The organism is Lentzea sp. NPDC004782, from assembly GCF_040609115.1.
Taxonomy (GTDB): Bacteria; Actinomycetota; Actinomycetes; order Mycobacteriales; family Pseudonocardiaceae; genus Lentzea.
Window position 1 is genome coordinate 52,093 of sequence record NZ_JBEXJN010000045.1, and the last position, 19,545, is coordinate 71,637.

General features: G+C 71.2%; 15 protein-coding genes. 10 read left to right on the forward strand and 5 right to left on the reverse strand.

The window, feature by feature from the left end; translation table 11 throughout:
• The first annotated feature begins 113 nt into the window (after window positions 1-113).
• Complete coding sequence (locus ABZV40_RS33440) at window positions 114-707, forward strand: hypothetical protein (RefSeq protein ID WP_355450662.1); 594 nt, start codon at window positions 114-116, stop codon at window positions 705-707.
• Between the two features lie 48 nt (window positions 708-755).
• Here the strand turns inward: ABZV40_RS33440 and ABZV40_RS33445 are convergent, their stop codons facing one another.
• Window positions 756-1,502: a PIG-L family deacetylase gene (locus ABZV40_RS33445; protein WP_355450665.1), complete on the reverse strand. Its 747-nt coding sequence runs from the start codon at window positions 1,500-1,502 to the stop codon at window positions 756-758.
• A gap of 149 nt (window positions 1,503-1,651) precedes the next feature.
• Here ABZV40_RS33445 and ABZV40_RS33450 point away from each other — a divergent pair, with 149 nt between their 5' ends.
• Window positions 1,652-2,836 (forward strand): nucleotide disphospho-sugar-binding domain-containing protein, encoded by a 1,185-nt coding sequence (locus ABZV40_RS33450; protein ID WP_355450668.1) that lies wholly within the window; start codon window positions 1,652-1,654, stop codon window positions 2,834-2,836.
• 55 nt (window positions 2,837-2,891) lie between these two features.
• Here the strand turns inward: ABZV40_RS33450 and ABZV40_RS33455 are convergent, their stop codons facing one another.
• Window positions 2,892-4,565 carry a S8 family serine peptidase gene (locus ABZV40_RS33455; protein ID WP_355450671.1) on the reverse strand — a complete coding sequence of 558 codons (1,674 nt, stop codon included), beginning with the start codon at window positions 4,563-4,565 and terminating at the stop codon, window positions 2,892-2,894.
• 309 nt (window positions 4,566-4,874) lie between these two features.
• Here ABZV40_RS33455 and ABZV40_RS33460 point away from each other — a divergent pair, with 309 nt between their 5' ends.
• Window positions 4,875-5,801 carry a LuxR C-terminal-related transcriptional regulator gene (locus ABZV40_RS33460; RefSeq protein ID WP_355450674.1) on the forward strand — a complete coding sequence of 309 codons (927 nt, stop codon included), beginning with the start codon at window positions 4,875-4,877 and terminating at the stop codon, window positions 5,799-5,801.
• Window positions 5,802-5,888: 87 nt separating this feature from the next.
• A complete protein-coding gene (locus ABZV40_RS33465; protein ID WP_355450677.1) occupies window positions 5,889-6,455 on the forward strand; it encodes a hypothetical protein in 567 nt (188 codons plus the stop codon).
• Between the two features lie 54 nt (window positions 6,456-6,509).
• On the opposite strand, the gene ABZV40_RS33470 is transcribed toward ABZV40_RS33465, so the two are convergent.
• Window positions 6,510-8,387 carry a S41 family peptidase gene (locus tag ABZV40_RS33470; protein WP_355450680.1) on the reverse strand — a complete coding sequence of 626 codons (1,878 nt, stop codon included), beginning with the start codon at window positions 8,385-8,387 and terminating at the stop codon, window positions 6,510-6,512.
• A 118-nt stretch (window positions 8,388-8,505) separates the two neighbouring features.
• Between ABZV40_RS33470 and ABZV40_RS33475 the strand changes: the two genes are divergently transcribed.
• Together ABZV40_RS33475 and ABZV40_RS33480 are read left to right on the forward strand one after the other, a co-directional pair.
• The gene (locus tag ABZV40_RS33475; protein WP_355450683.1) at window positions 8,506-10,899 is read left to right on the forward strand and encodes a hypothetical protein; all 2,394 of its coding nucleotides are present in this window, start codon (window positions 8,506-8,508) and stop codon (window positions 10,897-10,899) included.
• A gap of 13 nt (window positions 10,900-10,912) precedes the next feature.
• On the forward strand, window positions 10,913-11,485 hold the full coding sequence (locus tag ABZV40_RS33480) for a superoxide dismutase family protein (protein ID WP_355450686.1): 573 nt from the start codon (window positions 10,913-10,915) through the stop codon (window positions 11,483-11,485).
• 68 nt (window positions 11,486-11,553) lie between these two features.
• On the opposite strand, the gene ABZV40_RS33485 is transcribed toward ABZV40_RS33480, so the two are convergent.
• Window positions 11,554-12,609: a helix-turn-helix domain-containing protein gene (locus ABZV40_RS33485; protein ID WP_355450689.1), complete on the reverse strand. Its 1,056-nt coding sequence runs from the start codon at window positions 12,607-12,609 to the stop codon at window positions 11,554-11,556.
• Between the two features lie 267 nt (window positions 12,610-12,876).
• On the opposite strand from ABZV40_RS33485, the gene ABZV40_RS33490 reads away from it, so the two are divergent.
• From ABZV40_RS33490 to ABZV40_RS33500, 3 genes are all read left to right on the forward strand, one after another.
• Window positions 12,877-15,471 carry a type 2 lanthipeptide synthetase LanM family protein gene (locus ABZV40_RS33490; protein ID WP_355450691.1) on the forward strand — a complete coding sequence of 865 codons (2,595 nt, stop codon included), beginning with the start codon at window positions 12,877-12,879 and terminating at the stop codon, window positions 15,469-15,471.
• Between the two features lie 12 nt (window positions 15,472-15,483).
• Entirely contained in the window at window positions 15,484-15,672 is a 189-nt protein-coding gene (locus ABZV40_RS33495; protein WP_355450694.1) for a hypothetical protein, read from the forward strand.
• 123 nt (window positions 15,673-15,795) lie between these two features.
• Entirely contained in the window at window positions 15,796-18,672 is a 2,877-nt protein-coding gene (locus ABZV40_RS33500) for an AAA family ATPase (RefSeq protein WP_355450696.1), read from the forward strand.
• Here the strand turns inward: ABZV40_RS33500 and ABZV40_RS33505 are convergent.
• A complete protein-coding gene (locus ABZV40_RS33505) occupies window positions 18,621-19,019 on the reverse strand; it encodes a hypothetical protein (RefSeq protein WP_355450699.1) in 399 nt (132 codons plus the stop codon). The genes ABZV40_RS33500 and ABZV40_RS33505 overlap by 52 nt on opposite strands.
• Window positions 19,020-19,112: 93 nt before the next feature.
• On the opposite strand from ABZV40_RS33505, the gene ABZV40_RS33510 reads away from it, so the two are divergent.
• Window positions 19,113-19,544, forward strand: coding sequence for a DUF4383 domain-containing protein (locus tag ABZV40_RS33510; protein ID WP_355450702.1), 432 nt, complete (start codon window positions 19,113-19,115; stop codon window positions 19,542-19,544).
• Window position 19,545 lies beyond the last annotated feature (1 nt).

Sequence of the window (19,545 nt, forward strand, 5' to 3'; positions counted from 1 at the left end):
TGACCTTTCCACCGCTCTGGGTTGCTACTTTGGCGCGGTTCACCCGGTCGGGTGATCAAGAAAATGAATGTGCGCTCGATCCGCCATGCAACAACCAGAGCAGGAGAAATCCGTTGGCAAGTAGAGTTCTCGGCGCGTTCGTGGTGGCTGGCACCGCGGCTCTGACCTCCCTGGCCCTGGCCACTCCGGCAAGCGCTCACACTCCCAAGTGGGGTGCGGGTTGCGACGAAAAAGCCGGCGTGACCAAGGTCTGGGTGAACCTGAGCGCGTACGCGGACGGGGGCAAGAACGACGTTGTCGTCAAGGACACCAAGAACGGCAACACCGAAGTGCTGAAGCAGCTCAACTTCGGCAAGTCTTGGTCGGGCAACAAGAACGACATCGACGCCACCGTCGACCACGTGTTCACCATCACGGTGACGGCGTGGGACGGCTACAACTACACGGACACGAAGCCGGTCGGCAAGTGCGTCACGCCGGCGACGAAGACCAGCACCACCACGACCACCACCACGACCACGACGACCACCACGACGACGGAGGCGCCCTCGTCCTCCGTCACGCCGCCGGCCCCCGGTGGCAGCACTCCGGAACCGCCGCTCGCGGCGACCGGTGCCGCCCCGATCGCACTGCTGCTGTCGGGTCTCGGTCTCGTGGGCGCCGGTGCCGGCACCCTGCTGTTCCTGCGCCGCCGCCGCAGCGCGTGAACTAGCTGAGCAGGAAACGGGGACGGTCCTGCAGGCCGTCCCCGCGTCTCAGAGGTCCAAAGTGGACGACGGCGCGTGGCCGGGACGGATGAAGCACTCCGTGTCGAAGGCGTAGGCGAAGGTCTCGTCGTCCAGCTTCAGGAAGAACGACCGCTCCGGGATCTGCGAGGCGTGCGCGCGCATCGCCGCCCGTTTCACGTCCAGGTACTTCGTGACGTCGACACTGACGTTGATCTCCGAGTCCGGCACGGCCTCGTCGCCCAGCGGCGACGGTTCCTCGCCTGCCCGCCGCATCGCTTCCCGCAGGCGGGTCTCGCGTACTTTCGCCTGGTAGACCGCCGGAGTCCGGGCGATCTCCGCGGCACGCGTGCCCACCCGGTGCACCTGGATGTGGTCGGGGTGGCCGTAGCCGCCGAAGCGGTCGTAGATGGTCAGGGCGGTGGCGTCCTCCTCGAGCAGGATCGCCGCGAGCTTCCCCGCCGCCTCCTCGACGTCCGCGGTCCAGAACGAGCCCGGCCGCGTGTTCAGCTCGTCGCCCATCATCCCGGAGTCCTGGTAGCCCAGGAACTCCACGCGGGTCACGCCCAGCAGGTCGGCGGCCGCGTGCGTCTCCACCACCCGCCGTTGCCACAGTTCCTCGCCGGGCTCCAGGAAGTCCGGGATCTCGCCGGCCTCGCCGCGGGTCGCGACGACGAGGACGACCCGGTGTCCCTCCTCGAACGCCTTGCGCATCACGCCGCCCGTGACGATGCACTCGTCGTCGGGATGCGCGTGGAACGTCACCAGTGTGCCCATGTCCGCGACGTTACCCGCGAATGGAACTTCCCAATCGCCCCAGTCGCTTGCCGTTGTTTACCGTGGGGAACGCAACCCTAGGGCCGCAGGGGAGGTTTGCCGTGCGCGTGTTGTGCACAGTCGCGTTCTCGGCTGCACACGCACGAACCATGCTCCCCCTGGCGGCGATGCTCACCGAACTGGGGCACGAGGTGCTGGTGGCGGGTCCGGCGTCGGTGCTGCGGGGCTTCGCCGACGAGCCGGTGCGGACCGTTGCCGCGCTGCCCGAGGTGTGCGACCAGCTGGCGGAGCTGTTGCAGGGCGAGGTGCTCGCGCTGCCGCCGGACTACGACCCGTTCGCCGACGAGATGATCGTCGAGTTCGCCGCGGGACCGCACATCCGGGCCGCCGTGCAGGCCCTGCTGCCCGCGGCCGCCGACTTCCGGCCGCATCTGGTGCTGCGCGACGGGATCGAGTTCGCGGGGCTGCTGGTGGCCGAACGCCTGGGCGTGCCGCACGTGTCCGCGCCGTCCGGGGTCGGTCAGTACATGGACCGGTTGACGTTGCTGAACGCGTTGAACGAACGGCGTGCGGAACTCCGTCTGCCGCTGCACGAGTCCCTCGACTCGGCGCACCGGTACGGCCGGTTGGACGCGGTGCCGCCGGCCTGCTCCTTCGCCCGCCAGCCGATGCCGGCCGCGTTCGCCTATCAGCAGCCGCCGCACCAGAGTTGCGGGGAGCGGCTGCCGCAGTGGGTGGCCGACCTCGACCCGTCCCGGCCGCTCGTGGTCGCGTCGACCAGCACGTCGGGCGGGGTGTTCGCGAGCGAGTCCGCCCTGCACCTCTTCGACTTCGACGCGATCCCCGACCAGGCCCTGCGCCACTCCCCCTTGGCGCACCTGGAAACCCTGGTCGCCGGTCTGTCCGCAGTGGACTGCGAGGCGGTGGTGCTGACGGGCGGGCTGCCGGTGGAGGCTCAGGCCCCCAACGTGCACCTCGTCGAGTCGCTGCCGCAGGCGTTGTTGTTGCAGGCGGCGGATTTGCTCGTGTCGCACGGTGGGTACAGCTCGGTTCGCGAGGCCATGCGGACCGGCATCCCCGTCGCGGTGCTCCCGGTGTTGCACGACCAGATGCACAACGCGCACCGGGTCAGCGAGCTCCGGCTCGGCGTGCGGGTGCACGACTTCTGCCCGGACGCGGTCACGTCCGCCTGCCGGGAGGCGCTGGAGGACCAGGCGATCAGGCACGGTGTGCGCGGAGCACAACGGCACATGCTCGGGTTGCCCTCGATCCGTGCGGTGGCCGGCTATCTGGAGCGGATCGTGCAGCGCAACCGGAAGTTGGTCAGCATGTGAAAGGGCGGCGCCTCCCCCAGGATGGAAGGCGCCGCCCCTCGGCGAACCCGCGGAGCTATTGCAGGGTCAGGTTCCAGGAGTCGATGTACCCGGTGTCACCGGAGTACACGTCCTGGACCCGCAGCTTCCACGTGCCCGCCGCGACCTCGGACGAGGCGTCGACCGTGTAGGTCGCCACCACGTTGGCGGCACTGTCCGAAGCGGACGAGTTCTTCAGCCGGTAGGCGGTGCCGTCCGGCGCGACCAGGTCGATCACCAGGTCACCCCGGTAGGTGTGGACGATGTTCACACCGACCTTCACCGCCGACGAGGCGTTGCCCGGCAGGGCGGAGACGATGGACGAGGTCACCGCGGCGCCCTGGTCCGGGATGGCGACGTCGGTCGTGTTCTCCAGGGCGCCCGAGGGCGGCGGAGTGGTGTCGATCGCGTTCACGGCCTTGGCGGCGTCGGCCAGGCCCGCGCCGCAGCCGCCGGAGCAGGTGCCGGGGATGGGGCGGGAGTTGGTCTTGATCAGGTCCTTGACCTGGGCCGGGGTCAGGGACGGCTTCTTCGCCACGAGCAGCGCCGCGAGGCCCGCGATGTGCGGGGCCGCCATCGAGGTGCCCTGGTACGGCTTGTAGGTCTCGGCGCCGGGGGTGGTGGCGCCGTCGTTCAGGGTCGACCAGATGCCGTTCTGCGGCGTGGTGATGGTGCCGGGGGTGTCGGTGCCGCGGCGGGTCTCGCCGCCGGGGGCCGCGATGTCGATGCGCGAGCCGTAGTTCGAGTAGAACGCCTTGTTGCCTTCACGGCCGAGCGCCGCGACGGCGATGACGCCGGAGCAGTTGGCCGGGGTGAAGTTGGCGACGTTGGCGTTCGAGTTGCCGGCCGCGACGACGACGGTGGTGCCGCGGTTGATGGCGCCGTTGATGGCGTTCTGGTAGGTCGTCGAGCAGGACGACTGGCCGCCCAGCGACATGTTGATGACCTTGGCCGGGGTCGGGTTCGCGGGGACGCCCGCCACCGTGCCGCCGGATGCCCAGGTGATGGCGTCGGCGATGTCCGAGGTCGAGCCACCGCACTGCGCCAGCACGCGGACGGGCTGGATCTTGGCGTCGTAGGCGATGCCGGCGATGCCCTTGCCGTTGTTCGTGGCGGCGGCGATGGTGCCGGCCACGTGGGTGCCGTGCCAGGACGAGTTCTGGTCCGACGGCGGGGACGGGTTGCCGGAGGCGTCGGTGCCGCAGTCACCGGCCTTCATCCAGTCGCCGTTGTCCGACGGGTCGGAGTCGCGGCCGTTGCCGTCACGGGCGCGGGAGGCGTCGGAGACGAAGTCGTAGCCGGGCACGATCTTGCCGGCCAGGTCGCTGTGCGCGACGTAGCCGGTGTCGATCACGGCGACGGTCACGCCGGCGCCGGTGGAGCTGGTCCACGCGCCCGGCACGTTCATGCCGGCGGTGGCCTCGTAGAGGTCCCACTGCCGGGAGTACTCGGTGTCGTTCGGGTCGGCGAACGGCTGCATCAGCAGGTCCGGCTCGACGTAGGCGACGTCGGGGTCGGCCTTGAAGTCCTTGATGGCCTGATCGGCGTTCGAGGTCTTCGAGCCGAGGTCGACGACGACCGCACCGCTCGCCATGCGGCGGTGCAGGGACTTGCCCTTGCTCTTCACGTCGTCCGAGGCAGCGGAGTCGGACGAGGCTTCGGCGGTGCCGGGCTTGTAGCCGACGATCAGCCGTTCGAAGGGGCGGTTCACGTGAGTCGAGTCCGGTTGGGACTGGATCTGTGAAGGAGCAGCGTTCACCGGTGAGACAACGCTGAGCACGGCGGCGAAGACAGCCGCGGCGCACAGGCTCGTGCGTCGCAATCCGTTCACGAGACAGGGTCCTTCCACACACAGGGCCTGCGCGTGCCGGGGAGGGCGTCAGGGGTTCTGAACCGGCTGCGGAGGTGACGAGGACCGTAAGTCGTGCTGAACCCGCGAAAACAGGTCTGGCGGAGTCCGAATGGCGACACTGACGTGTTCACGACAGGACTGCTGGGCCGAATGGCGCACAATGTGGTCGTGTTCGGACACCTGGGCGTCTCGCCGGAACAGACCGCCGTCTACGAGCTCCTGGTGACGGGAGGCAGCCGCACCACCGCCGAGATCGGCGTCGCGCCCGAGCTGCTGGAGCAGATGCGGGAGCTCGGCATGGTCCGGCACCTGCCCGGCGACGTGTGGCAGGCGGTCGCGCCCGACCTCGCCGTCGAGGCGCTCATCGCGGCACGCGAGGAGGCGCACCGCAAGGCCCGCGCGGACGTCGGCCCGCTGATGGAGCTCTACCTGCGCAACCGCGAGGAGGAGCTCGCCGACAGCGCGGTCGTCGAGGTCATCTCCGGCGTCGGCGCGGTGCGCGAGCTGTGGCACGCGCTGCTGCGCGGCGCCCGGAACGAGGTCTGCGTGCTCGACCAGCCGCCGTACGTGACGCCGCTGGGCGAGCACGTCGCGCTGGAGGACGAAACGCGCGAACGGGACGTCCAGTGGCGGGTCGTCTACGACCGGTCCGCTGTGGACCTCCCCGGCCGCGTCACCGAGATCATCGAACTGGTCGCGGCGGGCGAACGGGCCCGCGTCACGCCGACGCTGCCGTTCAAGCTCGCGGTGATCGACACGCACGCGGCGGTGCTGCCGGTGGCGAACGGCGACGTGGTCGACAAGGTGCTGCTGATCCGCCCGTCGGCGTTGCTGGACGTGCTGCGCTCGACGTTCGAGCTGTACTGGGACAAGGGAATCCCGTTCAGTCCGGGTGGGATCTACGCGGCGGCGGCCGACGTGGACCCGAACCTGCTGGGGCTGCTCGCGGCCGGGCTCACCGACGAGTCGATCGCGCGGCAGCTGGGGCTCGCGCCGCGGACGGTGCAACGACGGGTGCGGCAGCTGATGGACCGGTGCGGCGCGCAGACCCGGTTCCAGGCCGGCGTGCAGGCGATGCGGCGAGGCTGGTTGTAGGACCGCGAAAGTCGTGTGCAACCTCCGGTGATCTTGGGGCGTCTCTGGGGTTGAGAGGTTGTTACTCACCAGGGGGATTGAATGCGCATGCGCAACGTGATGACGGCTGCCCTTGCGGGCCTCGCGCTCCTCGGATTCGCGAGCTCCGCATCGGCATCCACGGACCTCACGTGGCCGCCGAAGGACGTCCAGCCGGTCCACAAGACCAAGGCGGAGCTGCAGAAGCAGGCCGACGAGTTCTCCGCGCACCAGAAGAAGGCCTTCCCGCGCGCCTTCCGCGGTGCGAAGGACGTCGTGCCCGGCAACTGGGGCGGCGAGGCCGAGGGCGTCTTCGACGACATGCAGTACATGGGCAACTCGGTGACCTTCACCTACAACGGCCAGAAGGTCAACACGTTCACGCAGGTCAACGCACCGGGCTTCCTCAAGGCGTCGCCCAAGGAGTACTGCGAGACCACCACGTGCACCGCCATCGTCAACGACCACCGCGGTGGCGTGACCGTGTTCGAGAAGCTCGACCAGTTCGGCATCGTGTCGGCGCGGAACTGGCGCCCGAACGGTGAGGTCGTCTGGGTCCAGAGCTGGACGCAGGGCACCGAGAAGCAGCTCGCGCAGCTGGCCGAGGACCGCGCCTTCACCTTCACCGAGAAGTAGCGGGACAACGAGCGGGCGCTTTCGGTCGTGGAGTCACCGAAAGCGCCCGCTCTGTCAACTGGCGACCTTGCGCGCGGCCACCAGCTGTCCGTCCGCGAACCCCTCGACGCGCACCTCGCCGCCGGTGGCGCTCAACGTCGCGGTGTGCGCGCCGTCGGTCACGTCCAGCGAGGTGGCCGGGCGGCCGTCGACGTAGATGTCCACCCGGTCGAGGTTCACGGTGTCCAGTGAGACGGCCGTCCCGGCGACCGCCACGCCGAGGCGCCGCACCGGCAGCGCCGCGAGCAGCTCGCCCGCACGGGCGAGCAGATCCACGTTGCCCTCCAACAGGTCCGCGCGCGTCAGCTGGTGCAGGTGCGTCGGCTGCACGCCCAGATCCTCCACCGGCGTGCCGGAAAGCTTGCCGACGCGCAACGTGCGGCGGATCGACACGCGCATGTTCGCCTTGTTGGGCAACGGCTGGTACGGCGACTCGGCGTCGCCCGGCGCCGGGATCTTCAGCAGCTGCATGAGCAGCCCGTGCGTCCACACGTTCGCGCCGCCGGCGCCGGTGTTGTCGTCCACGCCGAGGATCGGGCCCAGCTCGTGGTCGGCCCAGCCCGCGGCGAAGATGTCGGTGGCGGAGTAGACGCGCGCGTCGGTGATCAGCAGGACCGGGCCGTGGTAGGTCTGGCCCACGGCGTTCGCGCCGTCGACCGGTGTGATGGTGTGCGCACAGGAGAACGCCTGACCGGTCTCGATCGAGTTGTCCAGCGACGGGAACCACGGGCCGAGGTCGATCTGGCCGGTCGGGTCGTCGGCGTGGCGGCGGCAGATCCGCAGGTTCAGCGGCGTGCTCAGGAACTGCACCGGTTCCGGGTCGATGTGGCGCGGGGTCATCGTCTGCAGCAGGAACTCCGAGGCGAAGATGTGGCCGCCGCCGTTGTCGCGCACGTCGACGATGAGCCCGTTCTGCGGCAGCAGAGCCGCCAGCCGCACGAACTCCTTGAGGAACGCCTCCGGGTCGTCGACGCTGAACGAGAAGATCCGCAGGTGCCCGAACGTGCCGGACGGCGTGACGACCGGACGCGCCCGGAAGACGCCGGGCATCGTCGTCGGCACGTCCGTGACGCTCATGGCGACCGCCTCGCCGGTGGCTTCGGCTTCGACGACTTTGGGCGCGTGCAACAACTTCTTGGCACGTGCCTTCTCGTCGGAGTCCAGGTCCACGCCCTGCGCGGCGGCGGCCGGCGACAGCGCGTCGACGTCGGTCATCGGCGGCAGGTTGTCGGTCACCTGCCAGTCGACGCGGACCTCCGCCGGTGAGCCGTCCGCGCCGCGGTAGGTGACGACGACCCAGTCCTCGTCCGGCGGGAGCTGGATCACCAAGGGGCGCAACGTGAGCGACTCCAGGCCGCGGGCGAGGTTCGCCGCGGTGTTGCTGCCCGCGAAGTTCGCGCCGTTCACCGCGACGGCACGGGCGATCGGCATGCCGTTCCAGTGCGTGACCTCGGCACCGGCGGGAAGTCCCGCGAAGTCCGCGACCGTGCGCGAGACGAGGTACTGCTCGGTGCCGTCGGCGGCGAAGCAGCGCTCCAGCTGGAACGGCAGGAAGGCGATCTTGCCGGCGAACGGGGCGGGCAGCAGGTAGTTCGTGTGCAGGTCGCGCACCGACAGGAAGGTGCCCGACAGCTCGCGGTGGAACTGCCACTCGGGCTCGGCCGTGGCGTCGGTCTGCCGTTCGAGTCTCGCTCTCAGGACCCTGAGTCTTTGCACGGGGTTCACCGCGTGCATGGCGACTTTGAGCGGCAGGTGCGCGTAGTTCTGTTCCAGCAGGACCAGCGCCTGGTCGACGAGGAGCTTGCGCTGCGCCAGGGTGAGCGTGCCCGCGGTGGCGAGGAACTCGGCGAGTCCGACGGAGTTCGCGGCGTTCGGGTGAGCGGTTGTGGTCATGGTGGGGCCTCCTTGCCCAGTAGAGGCTTTCCAGGGCGGCTGGATACACCCTTTTCACCCGTTCGGCCGCTAACCGGAGCAGTTTTCGGGACGACAACTGGAGTAAAGGGAGGCCGCGATGAGCCAGAAGGCCTTGGAACTGCGCATCCACGGGGTCAACAACACGCCCCCGTACGCGATGCTGGCGCTCCCTGAACCCGCCGTGGAGCAGTTCCGGGGCGACCGGTTCGGCAGCTTCTGGCGGCCGAAACCGGACAAGCTGGCCGAACTGCCACCGGACCACCCCGGACAGGTGCCGCCGGACGTGCGGCGCGAAGCCTACTCGTGGGGCGGCATGGCCCGCAGCAGCCCCGGCGTGCCGGGCAGCGGGGTGCCGTCGGTGCTCGCGAACGTGCTGGGACGCATCGGATGGGCCTTGCTGCTGCCGTTCGGGCTCGCGAACGTCGCCTACTGGTCGCGCAGGCTGCCCGACGGCTCGGCACCGGCCACGAAGCGGATGGTGTGGTGGAACGCCGGGCGCGGCGCGGCCAGCACGCGGTTGTTCGGGCTCGGGCTCACCGTGCTGCTGGTGCTGGCGGTGTGCGAGGTGTCGATCGACCTCTACGCGATCCAGTGCTCGTTGCCGGGCGCGGTGTGCAAGCGGCTGCCGGACTTCCTGGACCTGCTCGGCGATCCCCCGCGGCACGTCCGGGTGCTCGCCGCGTCCGCGGTGCCGGTGCTGCTGTTGCTGGGGCTGATGGCGCTGACCTCGTTGTCCCGCAGCCGGTACGAGATGACGACGATCAACCGCCCGCCGCTGTACCGGGAGGGCGTGCTGCTCAGCCGATCGTCGATGTGGAAGGGCAGCCCGCGGATCCGCCGGCTCACCCGGCTGCACCTCGCGGCGGGGTCTTGCGTGGTCGTGCTGGTGACGAGCGCCCAGCAGTCGCAGCACGTGTTCTTCCTGGTGCTCACCGTGCTCGCGGGCGGTCTGCTGGCGGTCGTGACGGGCCGTGTCGTGGTGACCGCGGCGGACTGCCCGGACGTGCCGTCGACCGAGAAGGGCGGCCTGTGGTCGTGGCTGCTGATGATCTCGTCGATGCTCGTGCTGGTCGCCCACGGGTTCGCGCTGTACGCGATCGAGCCGTCGTTCGACGGGCCGCTGTGGCTGACGTCGTGGGGACCGCCGGTGGTCACCGTGACGCTGCTCGGGTCGGTGCTGGCGGCGTGGTCGTGGCGGCGCAACGACGCCAAGGGGCCTTTGCTCCTGCTGGTGCTGTTCGCGGCGTTCATGGTGGCAACGCACTGGTTTCCGCTCGCGTGGACCGGTGCCGCGGTCTTCGGCGGGGTGCTCGGGTGGCGGGCCCGGCCGCGTCCCGGTGACGAGTGGCAGGCCTGGCGCGGCGCCGCACCCGGTGTGCTGCTGGGCTTGTCGCTGACCTCGTCGGTGACGCTGTCGACGGTGCTGGTGCTGACGTTCCGCGGCTGGGTCGGGACCGGGCTGCGCGCGCCGTCGTTCTACCCGTGGTTCAGCGCGGCCTTCGCGGCGTCGCTGGTCCCGCTGGTGCTGCTGGTGGTCGCGCAGGCCGTGATGTTGTTGTGGCGCCTGGCGAAACCCGCCGCGCTGGACGACGAGGCCGAGGTGCTCGTGATGCGGGTGCGGCACGTGGCCGCGGTGACGCACCGCGCCGAGGACTTCGTCGGGGTGCTGTCGGCGCTGAGCGTGCCGGCCCTGGCCCTCACCTGCTACCTCACGTTCGCCGCGCCGTCGTGGAGCCGCTGGTGGGGCGTGACGTGGGTGCTGGGCGAGGGAGACTGGGTCACCGGGCTCGCCGGGGTCGCGGTGATCGGGTCGTTCGTCGGCGCCGGGATGCTCACGAACCGCCGTCCGCTCGGGCTGGTGTGGGACCTGATGTGCTTCCTGCCGCGCACCGCGCACCCGTTCGCGCCGCCGTGCTACGCGGAACGCGCGGTGCCGGAGATCGCCGACCGCACCCGCGAGTTCCTGGACGAGTCGGAGGACCACCGGGTGGTGCTGTCGGCGCACAGCCTGGGCGCCGTGCTGGCCGTGGCGGCGCTGTACGCGTTGCCGGAGGGGTGTCTGCGCCAGGTCCAGCTGCTGACGTACGGCGTGCAGCTGCGGCCCTACTTCGGGCGGATCTTCCCCGAACTGCTCGGCCCGGCCGTGCTCGGCACTCCCGGCGTGCGCGCGGGCGCGATGTTCGCTTTGGATCCGTGGCAACGGCAGCCCGGCGCGACACCGGACGGCGGCCTGGCGGCGTTGCTCGGGCACAACTGGATCAACCTGTGGCGGCGCACCGACTACCTCGGTTTCCCCGTGCACGGCTGGACGCCCAACCCCGTCGACCGCCGGGCCGGTGAGACGGACGGCTCACCGGACGAAGTGGAGACTCACGGCGGCTACCACCGCTGCGCCGCGTACCGGCAGGCGTTCGGCGACCTCGTCTCAATTGATCTGAACCAGTCACCCGATGACGGACGTGCAGGGGGTGGGAACCAGGAACGCAGTTGACTCAAGGAGAATCATGCGCACGACCGTGGCCGCCCTCGCAGGTGCCGTGCTGCTCACCGGTGGCCTGGCCGCCTGTTCGAGCGAGACCCCGTCCCCCGCGGTCAGGCCGGTGGCCGAGACCGCGCTGGCGGCACCCGCCGCGTCCGGCGACCAGCCGAAGGGCATCACCTACGACGTGCAGCGAATTCCGGTGGGCGCCAAGCTCTCCGCCGGTTCGTCCGTCGCGAACGGACAGACGACGGTCGAGCTGAAGGTGTCCGGACTGCTGCCGAACACGAAGTACGGCTCGCACGTGCACACCAAGCCGTGCGGCGCCAAGCCCGCCGACTCGGGCCCGCACTACCAGAACGAGAAGGACCCGGTCACGCCGAGCGTCGACCCCAAGTACGCCAACGCGCAGAACGAGATCTGGCTCGACCTCACCACCGACGCGACCGGTGCCGCGACCGGAACCGCCACGGTGAAGTGGGAGTTCCGCAAGGGCGAGGCGAACGCCGTGGTCGTCCACGCCACGCACACCAGCACCGAGCACGGCAAGGCGGGCACCGCCGGTGACCGCCTCGCCTGCCTGACCGCCCAGTTCTGATGATGAACGGCGCTTTCGTCCACCTGAGGTGAGCGAAAGCGCCGTTCATCGACCACCCGGACGGGTGGTCAGCAGGGCCAGGTCAGGGCCACACCCCCAGTCAGGTGTGGCCCTGACACCGGTTCCAGCACCGCCGCACGCACGAGGTTGAGCACCTCGTATCGGGGTCCGGCGCGGCGGATCAGTCCGCGCACGCTCAACGCGCGCGCGATGTGTTCGTTGTCGACGTAACCCCGATCGGCCATGCGCACCAACGCCTCACGCTCCTCACCGTCCAAGGTGGACAGTGACAGCCGCAGCGAGTCGCGCAGGTGCGCCGACGTCGGGTCGAGCGGGTTGGTCCGCAGCCGTTCCAGCAGGTGCTGCGGCGAGTAGACCATGAACCACCCGGCGGCGAACTCCAGCGCCGACGGCAGCCCGTCGAGCTCCCGCACCAGCCCCACCAGCGCGGCCTGGTTCGCGGCCTCCTGCCGGAACCCCGGCCGCACTCGCCGCACATGCGTCACGAGCAACCGCACCGCGGCGTCGTCGTCCAGCGGCGCCAACGGAAACACGTGCTCGCCCGGCGTCCCGGTCGGGGCCAGCGAGGTGACGATGATCCGCAGCCTCGGATGCGTCTGCAGCAGCCGCGTGTCGGGGCTGTGGTCGGTGACGAGAACGGTGTCCTGGTCGTCGTCCACCGCCGGCATGCGCGAGGACGGCAGCCACACCACCGACCAGCCGAGCCGGAAGTGCAGCTCCCCCGCCACCTCCAGCGCGAGCCGCGTCTTGCCCACCCCGCTGACCCCGGTGACCGTGACCAGCCGCTGCCCGTCGGCGAACAGGCCGACGAGCGCCGCGGCCTCGTTCTCCCGGCCCACGATCGCCGACGACGGGGCGGGCGGCGGCACCGACACCGGCCCGGCCGGCCGTCCCCCGGCCTCCAGCAGGTTCGCGCGGCTGTCGTCGTCCAGCCGCAGCCCGTCCGCGAGCAGCCGCACCGTCTCGGCGCGCGGTGACCTCGTCCGGCCGCACTCCAGGTCGCGGATGGCGCGCACGCTCACCATCGCGAAGTCGGCCAGTTGTTGCTGGGTGAGGCCGACGCGGATGCGGTGCCGGCGCAGCAGCTCGCCGAAGTCCCTCATGCCGCGGCCTCCTTCGCGGCCCGGACGACGGGCCGGTGAAGCGACGCCCTCTTGCCCCGAACCTCAGGCAGATGGGGCAGCGACGGCACCGAGGCCGTGCGCGGTAGTTCCCCGAACTCCTTCATGCTCGTTCCCTCCTCTGCTGAGGAGTTTCCGGCCGCGGGAGCGCCGGAACATGGGGGGCGGTCCCCCATATTCACGTCCGGCGCAAATCTGGGGGCCTCGCCCCCATGTGCTCGCACGGGCGCGCGTGCGAGGTTGTCCGGCGTGACCTCCGCGGCCGAGACGACCACCGGTGAGAGCTGGACGGCGGCGTTCGCCCACGCCCTGCGTCCGCTGATCGACGCCGCCCGCCTGGAGATCGCGCCTCCGTTCGACGCCGCGTTCGCCGAGCAGCTCGGCCGGCGGCTGGTCGCCATCGCCGCGCGGACGCTGGTGCTGGAGCTGCACAACGCGCGCGGCACGCTGGCCGGTGACACCGGGGCCGAGCGGTTCACGAACTTCACGCGGACGCTCGACCTGGAGGCGTTGTTCGCGCGCTACCCGGTGCTGGCCCGGCTGCTCGGCCAGGCCTGTGAGCAGGCTGTTTCCACCCACCACGAGCTGTCGTCGCGGTTGGACCGCGACCGTGCGGAGATCGTGCGGACGATCTTCGGCGGGGTGGATCCCGGCGCGCTGACGTCGATCGAGACCGGGCGCGGGGATCCGCACCAGCAGGGGCGCACGGTCGCGGTGCTGACCTTCTCCTCCGGCGCGCGGCTGGTGTACCGGCCGCGACCGGTCGTGTTGCACGCGCACTTCATCGCCCAGCTGGGCTGGCTGTCCAGGCGGACCGGAATCAGGTTCCGGGCGCCGCGGCTGGTGGTGCGGGACGGGTACGGGTGGCTGGAGTTCGTGCGTCAGGAGCCGTGTGCGGGCGTGGCCGGTGTGGCCGAGTTCTACCGGCGGCTCGGCGCGCTGCTGGCGCTGCTGTACGCGGTCGACGGCACGGACATGCACTACGAGAACCTGATCGCGGCCGGGGACCAGCCGGTGCTGGTGGACGTGGAGACCCTGTTCCACCCGACGCCCGCCTCGTCGGACGACCCGGCGGCGCTCGCGCTGGCGCGGTCCGTGCACCGCACCGCCCTGCTCCCCCACGTGCTGTTGGGCGACAACGGCGTCGTGGACGTGTCCGGCGTCGGCGGTGACCAAGGCGTGCTGTCGCCGTTGGACGTCGTCGACTGGGCCGACGCCGGAACGGACCGGATGCGGCTGGTCAGACGGCCGCGCGAGTCGTCGGGCGCGTTCAACCGGCCGTTGCTGGGCACCGAACCGGCCGAGCCCGCCGACTACCAGGACTCGCTGCTGGCCGGGTTCCGCGCGGGCTACGACGCGATCGTGGCGCATCGGGACGAACTGCTGCGCTTGGTCCATGCGTGCGCCGATGACGAAGTGCGGTTCGTGGCACGTGCGACACGTCAGTACGCGTTGTTGTTGGACGAGTCGACGCACCCGTCGGTGCTCGTCGACGCGATGGACCGCGACCTGGCGTTCGGGGTGTTGGTCGTCGACGACCCCTTGCTCGACCGGCTGGTGCCGTTCGAGGTCGCCGACCTGTGGCGCGGTGACGTGCCGCTGTTCACCTGCCGGCCGGGGTCGTGCGACCTGTGGACGACGTCCGGGCTCCGGCTGCCGGGGATGCTGCCGGAGCCCGGGCTGCACGCGGTCGAACGCAAGATCGCGGCGATGAGCGAGGTGGACCGGCACGACCAGCAGTGGGTGATCGCGGCGGCGCTGGCGTCCCGGCCGCGGCCCGTCTCGCACCGCTCCGGCGCGCCGCTGCCCGGTCACGTCGCCGCGGTGGACCCGGACCCGGCCCGGCTGCTGGTGGCGGCGTGCGGCATCGCGGACCAGATCCTCGCGCACGCCGTGACCGGCCGGGACCGGGTGAACTGGCTGGGCCTCGAGCTCGTCGACGACCGGCACTGGGCGGTGCAGCCGCTCGGCGCCGGTTTGTCCAACGGCTACACGGGGGTGGCGCTGTTCCTCGCCGAGCTGGGCGCGCTGACCGGTGCCGCCCGCTACGTCGACTTCGCGCGGGACGCCGTGCGCCCGCTGCCGTCGTTGCTGGCGGCGTTCGGCGAGTCACCCGAGCTGGTCGCGGCGGTCGGTGGCGGAGTCCACGGCCTGGGCGGCATCTGCTACGGCCTGGCGCGCCTGACGCCGTTGCTCGGCCTGGACCCCGGTCTGCTGTCGGCCGCGGTGTCGTTGATGCCGCTGGAGGACACGTCGTTCAACGTCGTGGACGGCGTCGCCGGGTCCCTCGCCGCCATGCTCGCCGTGGGCACACCTGAATCTCTCGCCCTCGCCGGCCACTACGCGACCGTTCTACGTGGTGCGATTTGTTCCGCTGATGGGTTCGCCCGCGGCCATGCGGGAATCGGATGGGCTCTGCGGCGTTACGCGGCAACGGTTCGTGACGAGTCATCAGATGTGGCAGGACTGGCGTTCCTGGAGAACGACGCGCTCGACCCGACCGACACCGGCTGGTGCTCCGGTCTGGCCGGCGCGGTCCTGGCCCGTGCCGACGACCGGCTGAGCCAGGTCCTGGCCGACCGGGAACCGTTGCGGGACATGAGTCTGTGCCACGGCGAGCTGGGCGTCGTCGAAGCGCTGTCGGCGCGGCACCCCGCAGCCGCGAGCCGTCGCACGGCACAGCTGCTGGGAGCACTCGACGAACACGGCGCCCGCTGCGCCACGCCGGGCGGCGTGCCGTCACCCGGCCTGCTCACGGGTCTGGCCGGCATCGGCCACGGTCTGCTGCGCCGGGGGTTCCCGGTGCCATCGGTCCTGCTGCTCGACCCCACACCGAACACCTGAGGAGTGCGTCTGATGAACGAGTCCCTGCACCGCCCGGCCGCCCCGCCCGAGCAGGTCGAGGACGTGATCGGGGAGATGGAGCTCACCCCCCGGTCGCGGGCCGGTGCGAGAGCCCGCGCGCTGGCCGGGCTGACCCTCGCGGTGGGTGCCATCGTCGCCATCACGCCGGCGATGTCGGAAACGACCGTCAGCGTGGTCTGAGGTTCCCGCTCGTTGATCGCGGAAAGATCCTTCCCTGATCGGCTGGAATCACTCGGACTTCCGACGGTGAATACGCCTGAGCAGCCGATCCGACCGGCCGTGCCCGGCCGTTAAGGTCCTGCCATGCAGACCCGAGCGCCCCACGTGGTCGGCCGCGACCGAGAGGTCACGGCCCTCACGGGGGCACTCGGGCGCACCCGCCAGGGCCGCGGTGGCGCGATCTTCCTGACCGGCGAGGCCGGCATCGGCAAGTCCCGGCTGGCCAGGTACGCGGCGGGCAAGGCGTACGACGAGGGCGTCCGGGTCCTGAAGGGCCGCGGCACGACGATCGGCCCGATGGTGCCGTTCCGGCCGATCGCCGAGGCGCTGCTCGCCCTGTTCCGCGGCGAGCCGCCGGACGACTCGGCGCTCGGCCCGTACAAACCCGTGCTGGGCACGCTGATCCCGGAGTGGCACGACCACCAGTCCACGACGGAGTCCGTCGTGGTGCTGGCGGAGGCGGTGCTGCGGCTGCTCGCCAGCGTGGCGCGCAGGACCCCGTGCCTGCTGGTCCTGGAGGACCTGCACGACGCCGACGCCGAGACGCTCGCCGTCGTCGAGTACCTGGCCGACAACCTGGAGGACCAGCCGGTCCTGCTGCTCGCCACGATCCGCACCGAACCGGGCAACGCGCTGGAGCTCGTCCACCGGATCGTCCAGCGCGGCGCGGCCACCCAGCTGGAGCTGCGCCGGCTGACCCGGCCCGAGGTCGAGCGGATGACCGCCGCGTGCCTGGAGACCGAGCAGGTCCCGGCCGAGCTGTCGAGTCGCCTGTGGACGGACAGCGCGGGCAACCCGTTCGTCGTCGAGGAACTGCTGCACGGCATGGTGAGCAGCGGCCTGCTGGTCGCGGGCGCGCGGGGCTGGCAGGTGCTCGGCGAGTTCAAGCTCCCGGTGCCGGCCGCGTTCGCCCGCAGCGTCGCGCACCGCACCGACCGGCTGGGACCACAGGGCCGCGAGGTGCTGTCCATCGCGGCGGTGCTGGGCCACCGGTTCCCGCTCTCGGTGGTGCAACGGGTGACCGGCACCGACGACCGCCAGCTGCTCAGCCACCTGCACGCGGGAGTGGCCGCGCAGCTCGTGACACCGGACGAGCCCGCCCCGGACTGGTACGCGTTCCGCCACCCCCTCACCGCCGACGCGTTGCTCGCCCAGCTGACGCCGAACGAACGGGCGGAGCTCTCCCTGCGCACGGCCGACGCGATCGAGGACCTGCACCCCGGTCTGGCCGGCGACTGGTGCCCGCTCGTGGCGAAGCTCCTGCTCGACGGCGGCTGCCCCGCCCGCGCGGGAGGGCTGTTCGCCGAGGCGGGACGGCGGGCGCTGGGCAACGGCGCGGCGGGCTCCGCGGTCACGTTGCTCGACCGCGCCCAGCAGCTGCTCACCGGCGAGGCGCGCGCCGACGTCCTCGACACCCTGCTCCCGGCCCTGGCGGAGACCGGCGAGTTCGAACGCGCTTTCCGGTTCGAGCAGGAGATCGCCGACCTGGGCGGCCTGGACACGGCCAGACGGGCGAAGCTCCACACGCGACTGGCCCGCGTCGCCCACCTGGCCGGGCGGTTCACCGACGGCGTCGAGCAGGTGCGCATCGCCCGCGCGCTGCTCGGCCGGGACGCACCCGACCGGCTGACCGCGCAGCTGGACGTCAACTCCGCGTACCTCGCGCTCAACACCCCGAGCGCCGACCGGATCGAGTCCGCGGCGAGCCTCGCCAGGCAGGCGGCGGAGGCGGCGGCACGGGCGGAGCTCCCGGCGGTCGCCTGCGAGGCGTGGCAGCTGCTCGGGATCATCGCCCGCGAGCAGGACCTCGACGAGGCCAACCGGTGCTTCGGCCGGGCACGCGCGCTCGCCGACGCGCACCAGATGCCGATCCAGCACATCTACGCGCTGGTTCGCCTGGCGGGCAACGACTGGCTCGCGTCCGGCAGCACCGCCTCGCTGGGCCGCGCGCACGAGGAGGCATATCGGGCGGGCGCGATCACGGTGGCGTACAACGTGGACGCCATCCTGGCCCTGCAGCACGTCCTGACCGGTGCCTACGCCGAGGCCGAGCGGCAGGTCGCCACCTGCCTGCAGGCCACCGCACGGCTGCAGATCCACGCGCTCACCCGCTACCTGCTGATGGTGAAGGCGACGCTCGCCGCGCACCGCGGCAACCGGCAGGAGACCGACGACGCCGTCGGCGAGTTCGAGGCGGTCGCGAAGGGCGGCGCCCAGGAGATCCCGCTGTGCCACGGGCTCGCCCGCGCGTTCTGCGCCCTGCTCGAGGAAGACCGCGCGCTGGCGACGCGGGAGCTCGACGTGGCGGAGGCGAAGGAGTCGCAGAACCCCACCACGTTCCACCTCTCCGGCGCGCACGGCCTGCGGGTGCTGCTGGCCGTGCTGGACGGCCGCTTCGGCTGGTCCGACTACGAGGTGCTGACGAAGTCCAGTGCCGCCGGTATGCGCTGGAACCGCCAGTTCGCCGACCTCGCCCACGCCGTCCTGCTCGGCCGCGACGGCAGGCACGCCGAGGCACGGCAGGCGTTCGACCGCGCGCAGGAGGCCGCGGCCCTCTACCCGATGGCCCGCCACCTCGGACTGCGGCTGGTCGCGCCGGAAGCACGGGCGTGGGGTGACCCGGTGACGTGGCTGCGCGCCGCCGAGGAGCACTTCCACCAGGCCGGGATCACGGCGGTCGCGTCGGCGTGCCGGGGACTGCTGCGGCAGGCGGGCGCACCGGTGCAGCAACGCCGCACCGGAACCGACCAGGTGCCCAAACAGCTGCGCGGGCACGGCGTGACCGTCCGCGAGTTCGAGGTGTTCGTGCTGCTCGCCGACCGGATGGGCAACAAGGCCATCGGCACCCGCCTGCACATCTCGCCCCGCACGGTGGAAAAGCACGTGGCGTCGCTGATCGCGAAGACGGGTCAGCCCGACCGGGAGTCCCTGTCGGCGTACGCGGCGGCGCTGAGCCGCTGACGTTCGCGCTTGAGCCGCGCCTCGAACTCGTGCCGCCGGCCGCCGGCCAGCTCGTCGCGGGCCGCGCGGGCCACGTCCCGGAACACGTCGTAGTAGGTGTCGTCGTACTGCTCGACGATCTCGAAGGTCCACCGCCCCGGCAGCACGTTGCGGCCGAGCAGCTCCCGTTGCACGCGGTCGGCGTGCTCGTGGTGGCCCGCCTGCCGCAGCAGCTCGACCGCCTCGTCCAGGGTGAAGTCGGCGGTACCGGTGAGCTGGTGGAACGAGTACAGGTGGCCGCGGGCCCGTTCGGTGGTCTCCAGGGCCTTGCCGAGCTTGCCGAGCGCCTCGATCGTCTTGTCGTCCATGCGAGGCGGTGTACCCGCGGCGCGTTTGCCCCCACCCCTGCCGGGTAGCCGTCGATCGACCGCGTTCAGGACCAAACTCTCGAGGTGAGTTCGATGGTCGACGTCACCACCCGCACGCGGGTCCAGCAGGCCGCGCTCGTCGTAGCGGCGGTGTTCGCGCTGGTAGGCGTGCTCGGCTTCATCCCAGGCATCACGACCGACTACGACCGGATGACGTTCGCCGGTCACCAGTCCGGTGCGATGCTGCTCGGGATCTTCATGGTGTCGATCCTGCACAACATCGTGCACCTGCTGTTCGGCGTCGTGGGCTTCCTGGCCTCGCGCACGGCGGCCGGCGCACGGGCGTTCCTGATCGGCGGCGGTGCGATCTACCTCGTGCTGTGGCTGTACGGACTGGTGATCGACAAGATGAGCGACGCCAACTTCGTGCCGCTCAACAGCGCGGACGACTGGCTGCACTTCGTCCTCGGGCTCGGCATGATCGGACTGGGGGTCGCGCTTGGCCGGCGTGCCGCTGTGCGCTGAC

Bases quoted from the DNA above. Each gene is read 5' to 3' on its own strand.
- ABZV40_RS33495 (WP_355450694.1), top strand. From the start codon at position 15,484: ATGAACGAGTCCCTGCACCGCCCGGCCGCCCCGCCCGAGCAGGTCGAG.
- ABZV40_RS33445 (WP_355450665.1), bottom strand. From the start codon at position 1,502: ATGGGCACACTGGTGACGTTCCACGCGCATCCCGACGACGAGTGCATC.
- ABZV40_RS33505 (WP_355450699.1), bottom strand. From the start codon at position 19,019: ATGGACGACAAGACGATCGAGGCGCTCGGCAAGCTCGGCAAGGCCCTG.
- ABZV40_RS33485 (WP_355450689.1), bottom strand. From the start codon at position 12,609: ATGAGGGACTTCGGCGAGCTGCTGCGCCGGCACCGCATCCGCGTCGGC.
- ABZV40_RS33470 (WP_355450680.1), bottom strand. From the start codon at position 8,387: ATGACCACAACCGCTCACCCGAACGCCGCGAACTCCGTCGGACTCGCC.
- ABZV40_RS33510 (WP_355450702.1), top strand. From the start codon at position 19,113: ATGGTCGACGTCACCACCCGCACGCGGGTCCAGCAGGCCGCGCTCGTC.
- ABZV40_RS33500 (WP_355450696.1), top strand. From the start codon at position 15,796: ATGCAGACCCGAGCGCCCCACGTGGTCGGCCGCGACCGAGAGGTCACG.
- ABZV40_RS33450 (WP_355450668.1), top strand. From the start codon at position 1,652: ATGCTCCCCCTGGCGGCGATGCTCACCGAACTGGGGCACGAGGTGCTG.
- ABZV40_RS33465 (WP_355450677.1), top strand. From the start codon at position 5,889: ATGCGCAACGTGATGACGGCTGCCCTTGCGGGCCTCGCGCTCCTCGGA.
- ABZV40_RS33480 (WP_355450686.1), top strand. From the start codon at position 10,913: ATGCGCACGACCGTGGCCGCCCTCGCAGGTGCCGTGCTGCTCACCGGT.
- ABZV40_RS33475 (WP_355450683.1), top strand. From the start codon at position 8,506: ATGAGCCAGAAGGCCTTGGAACTGCGCATCCACGGGGTCAACAACACG.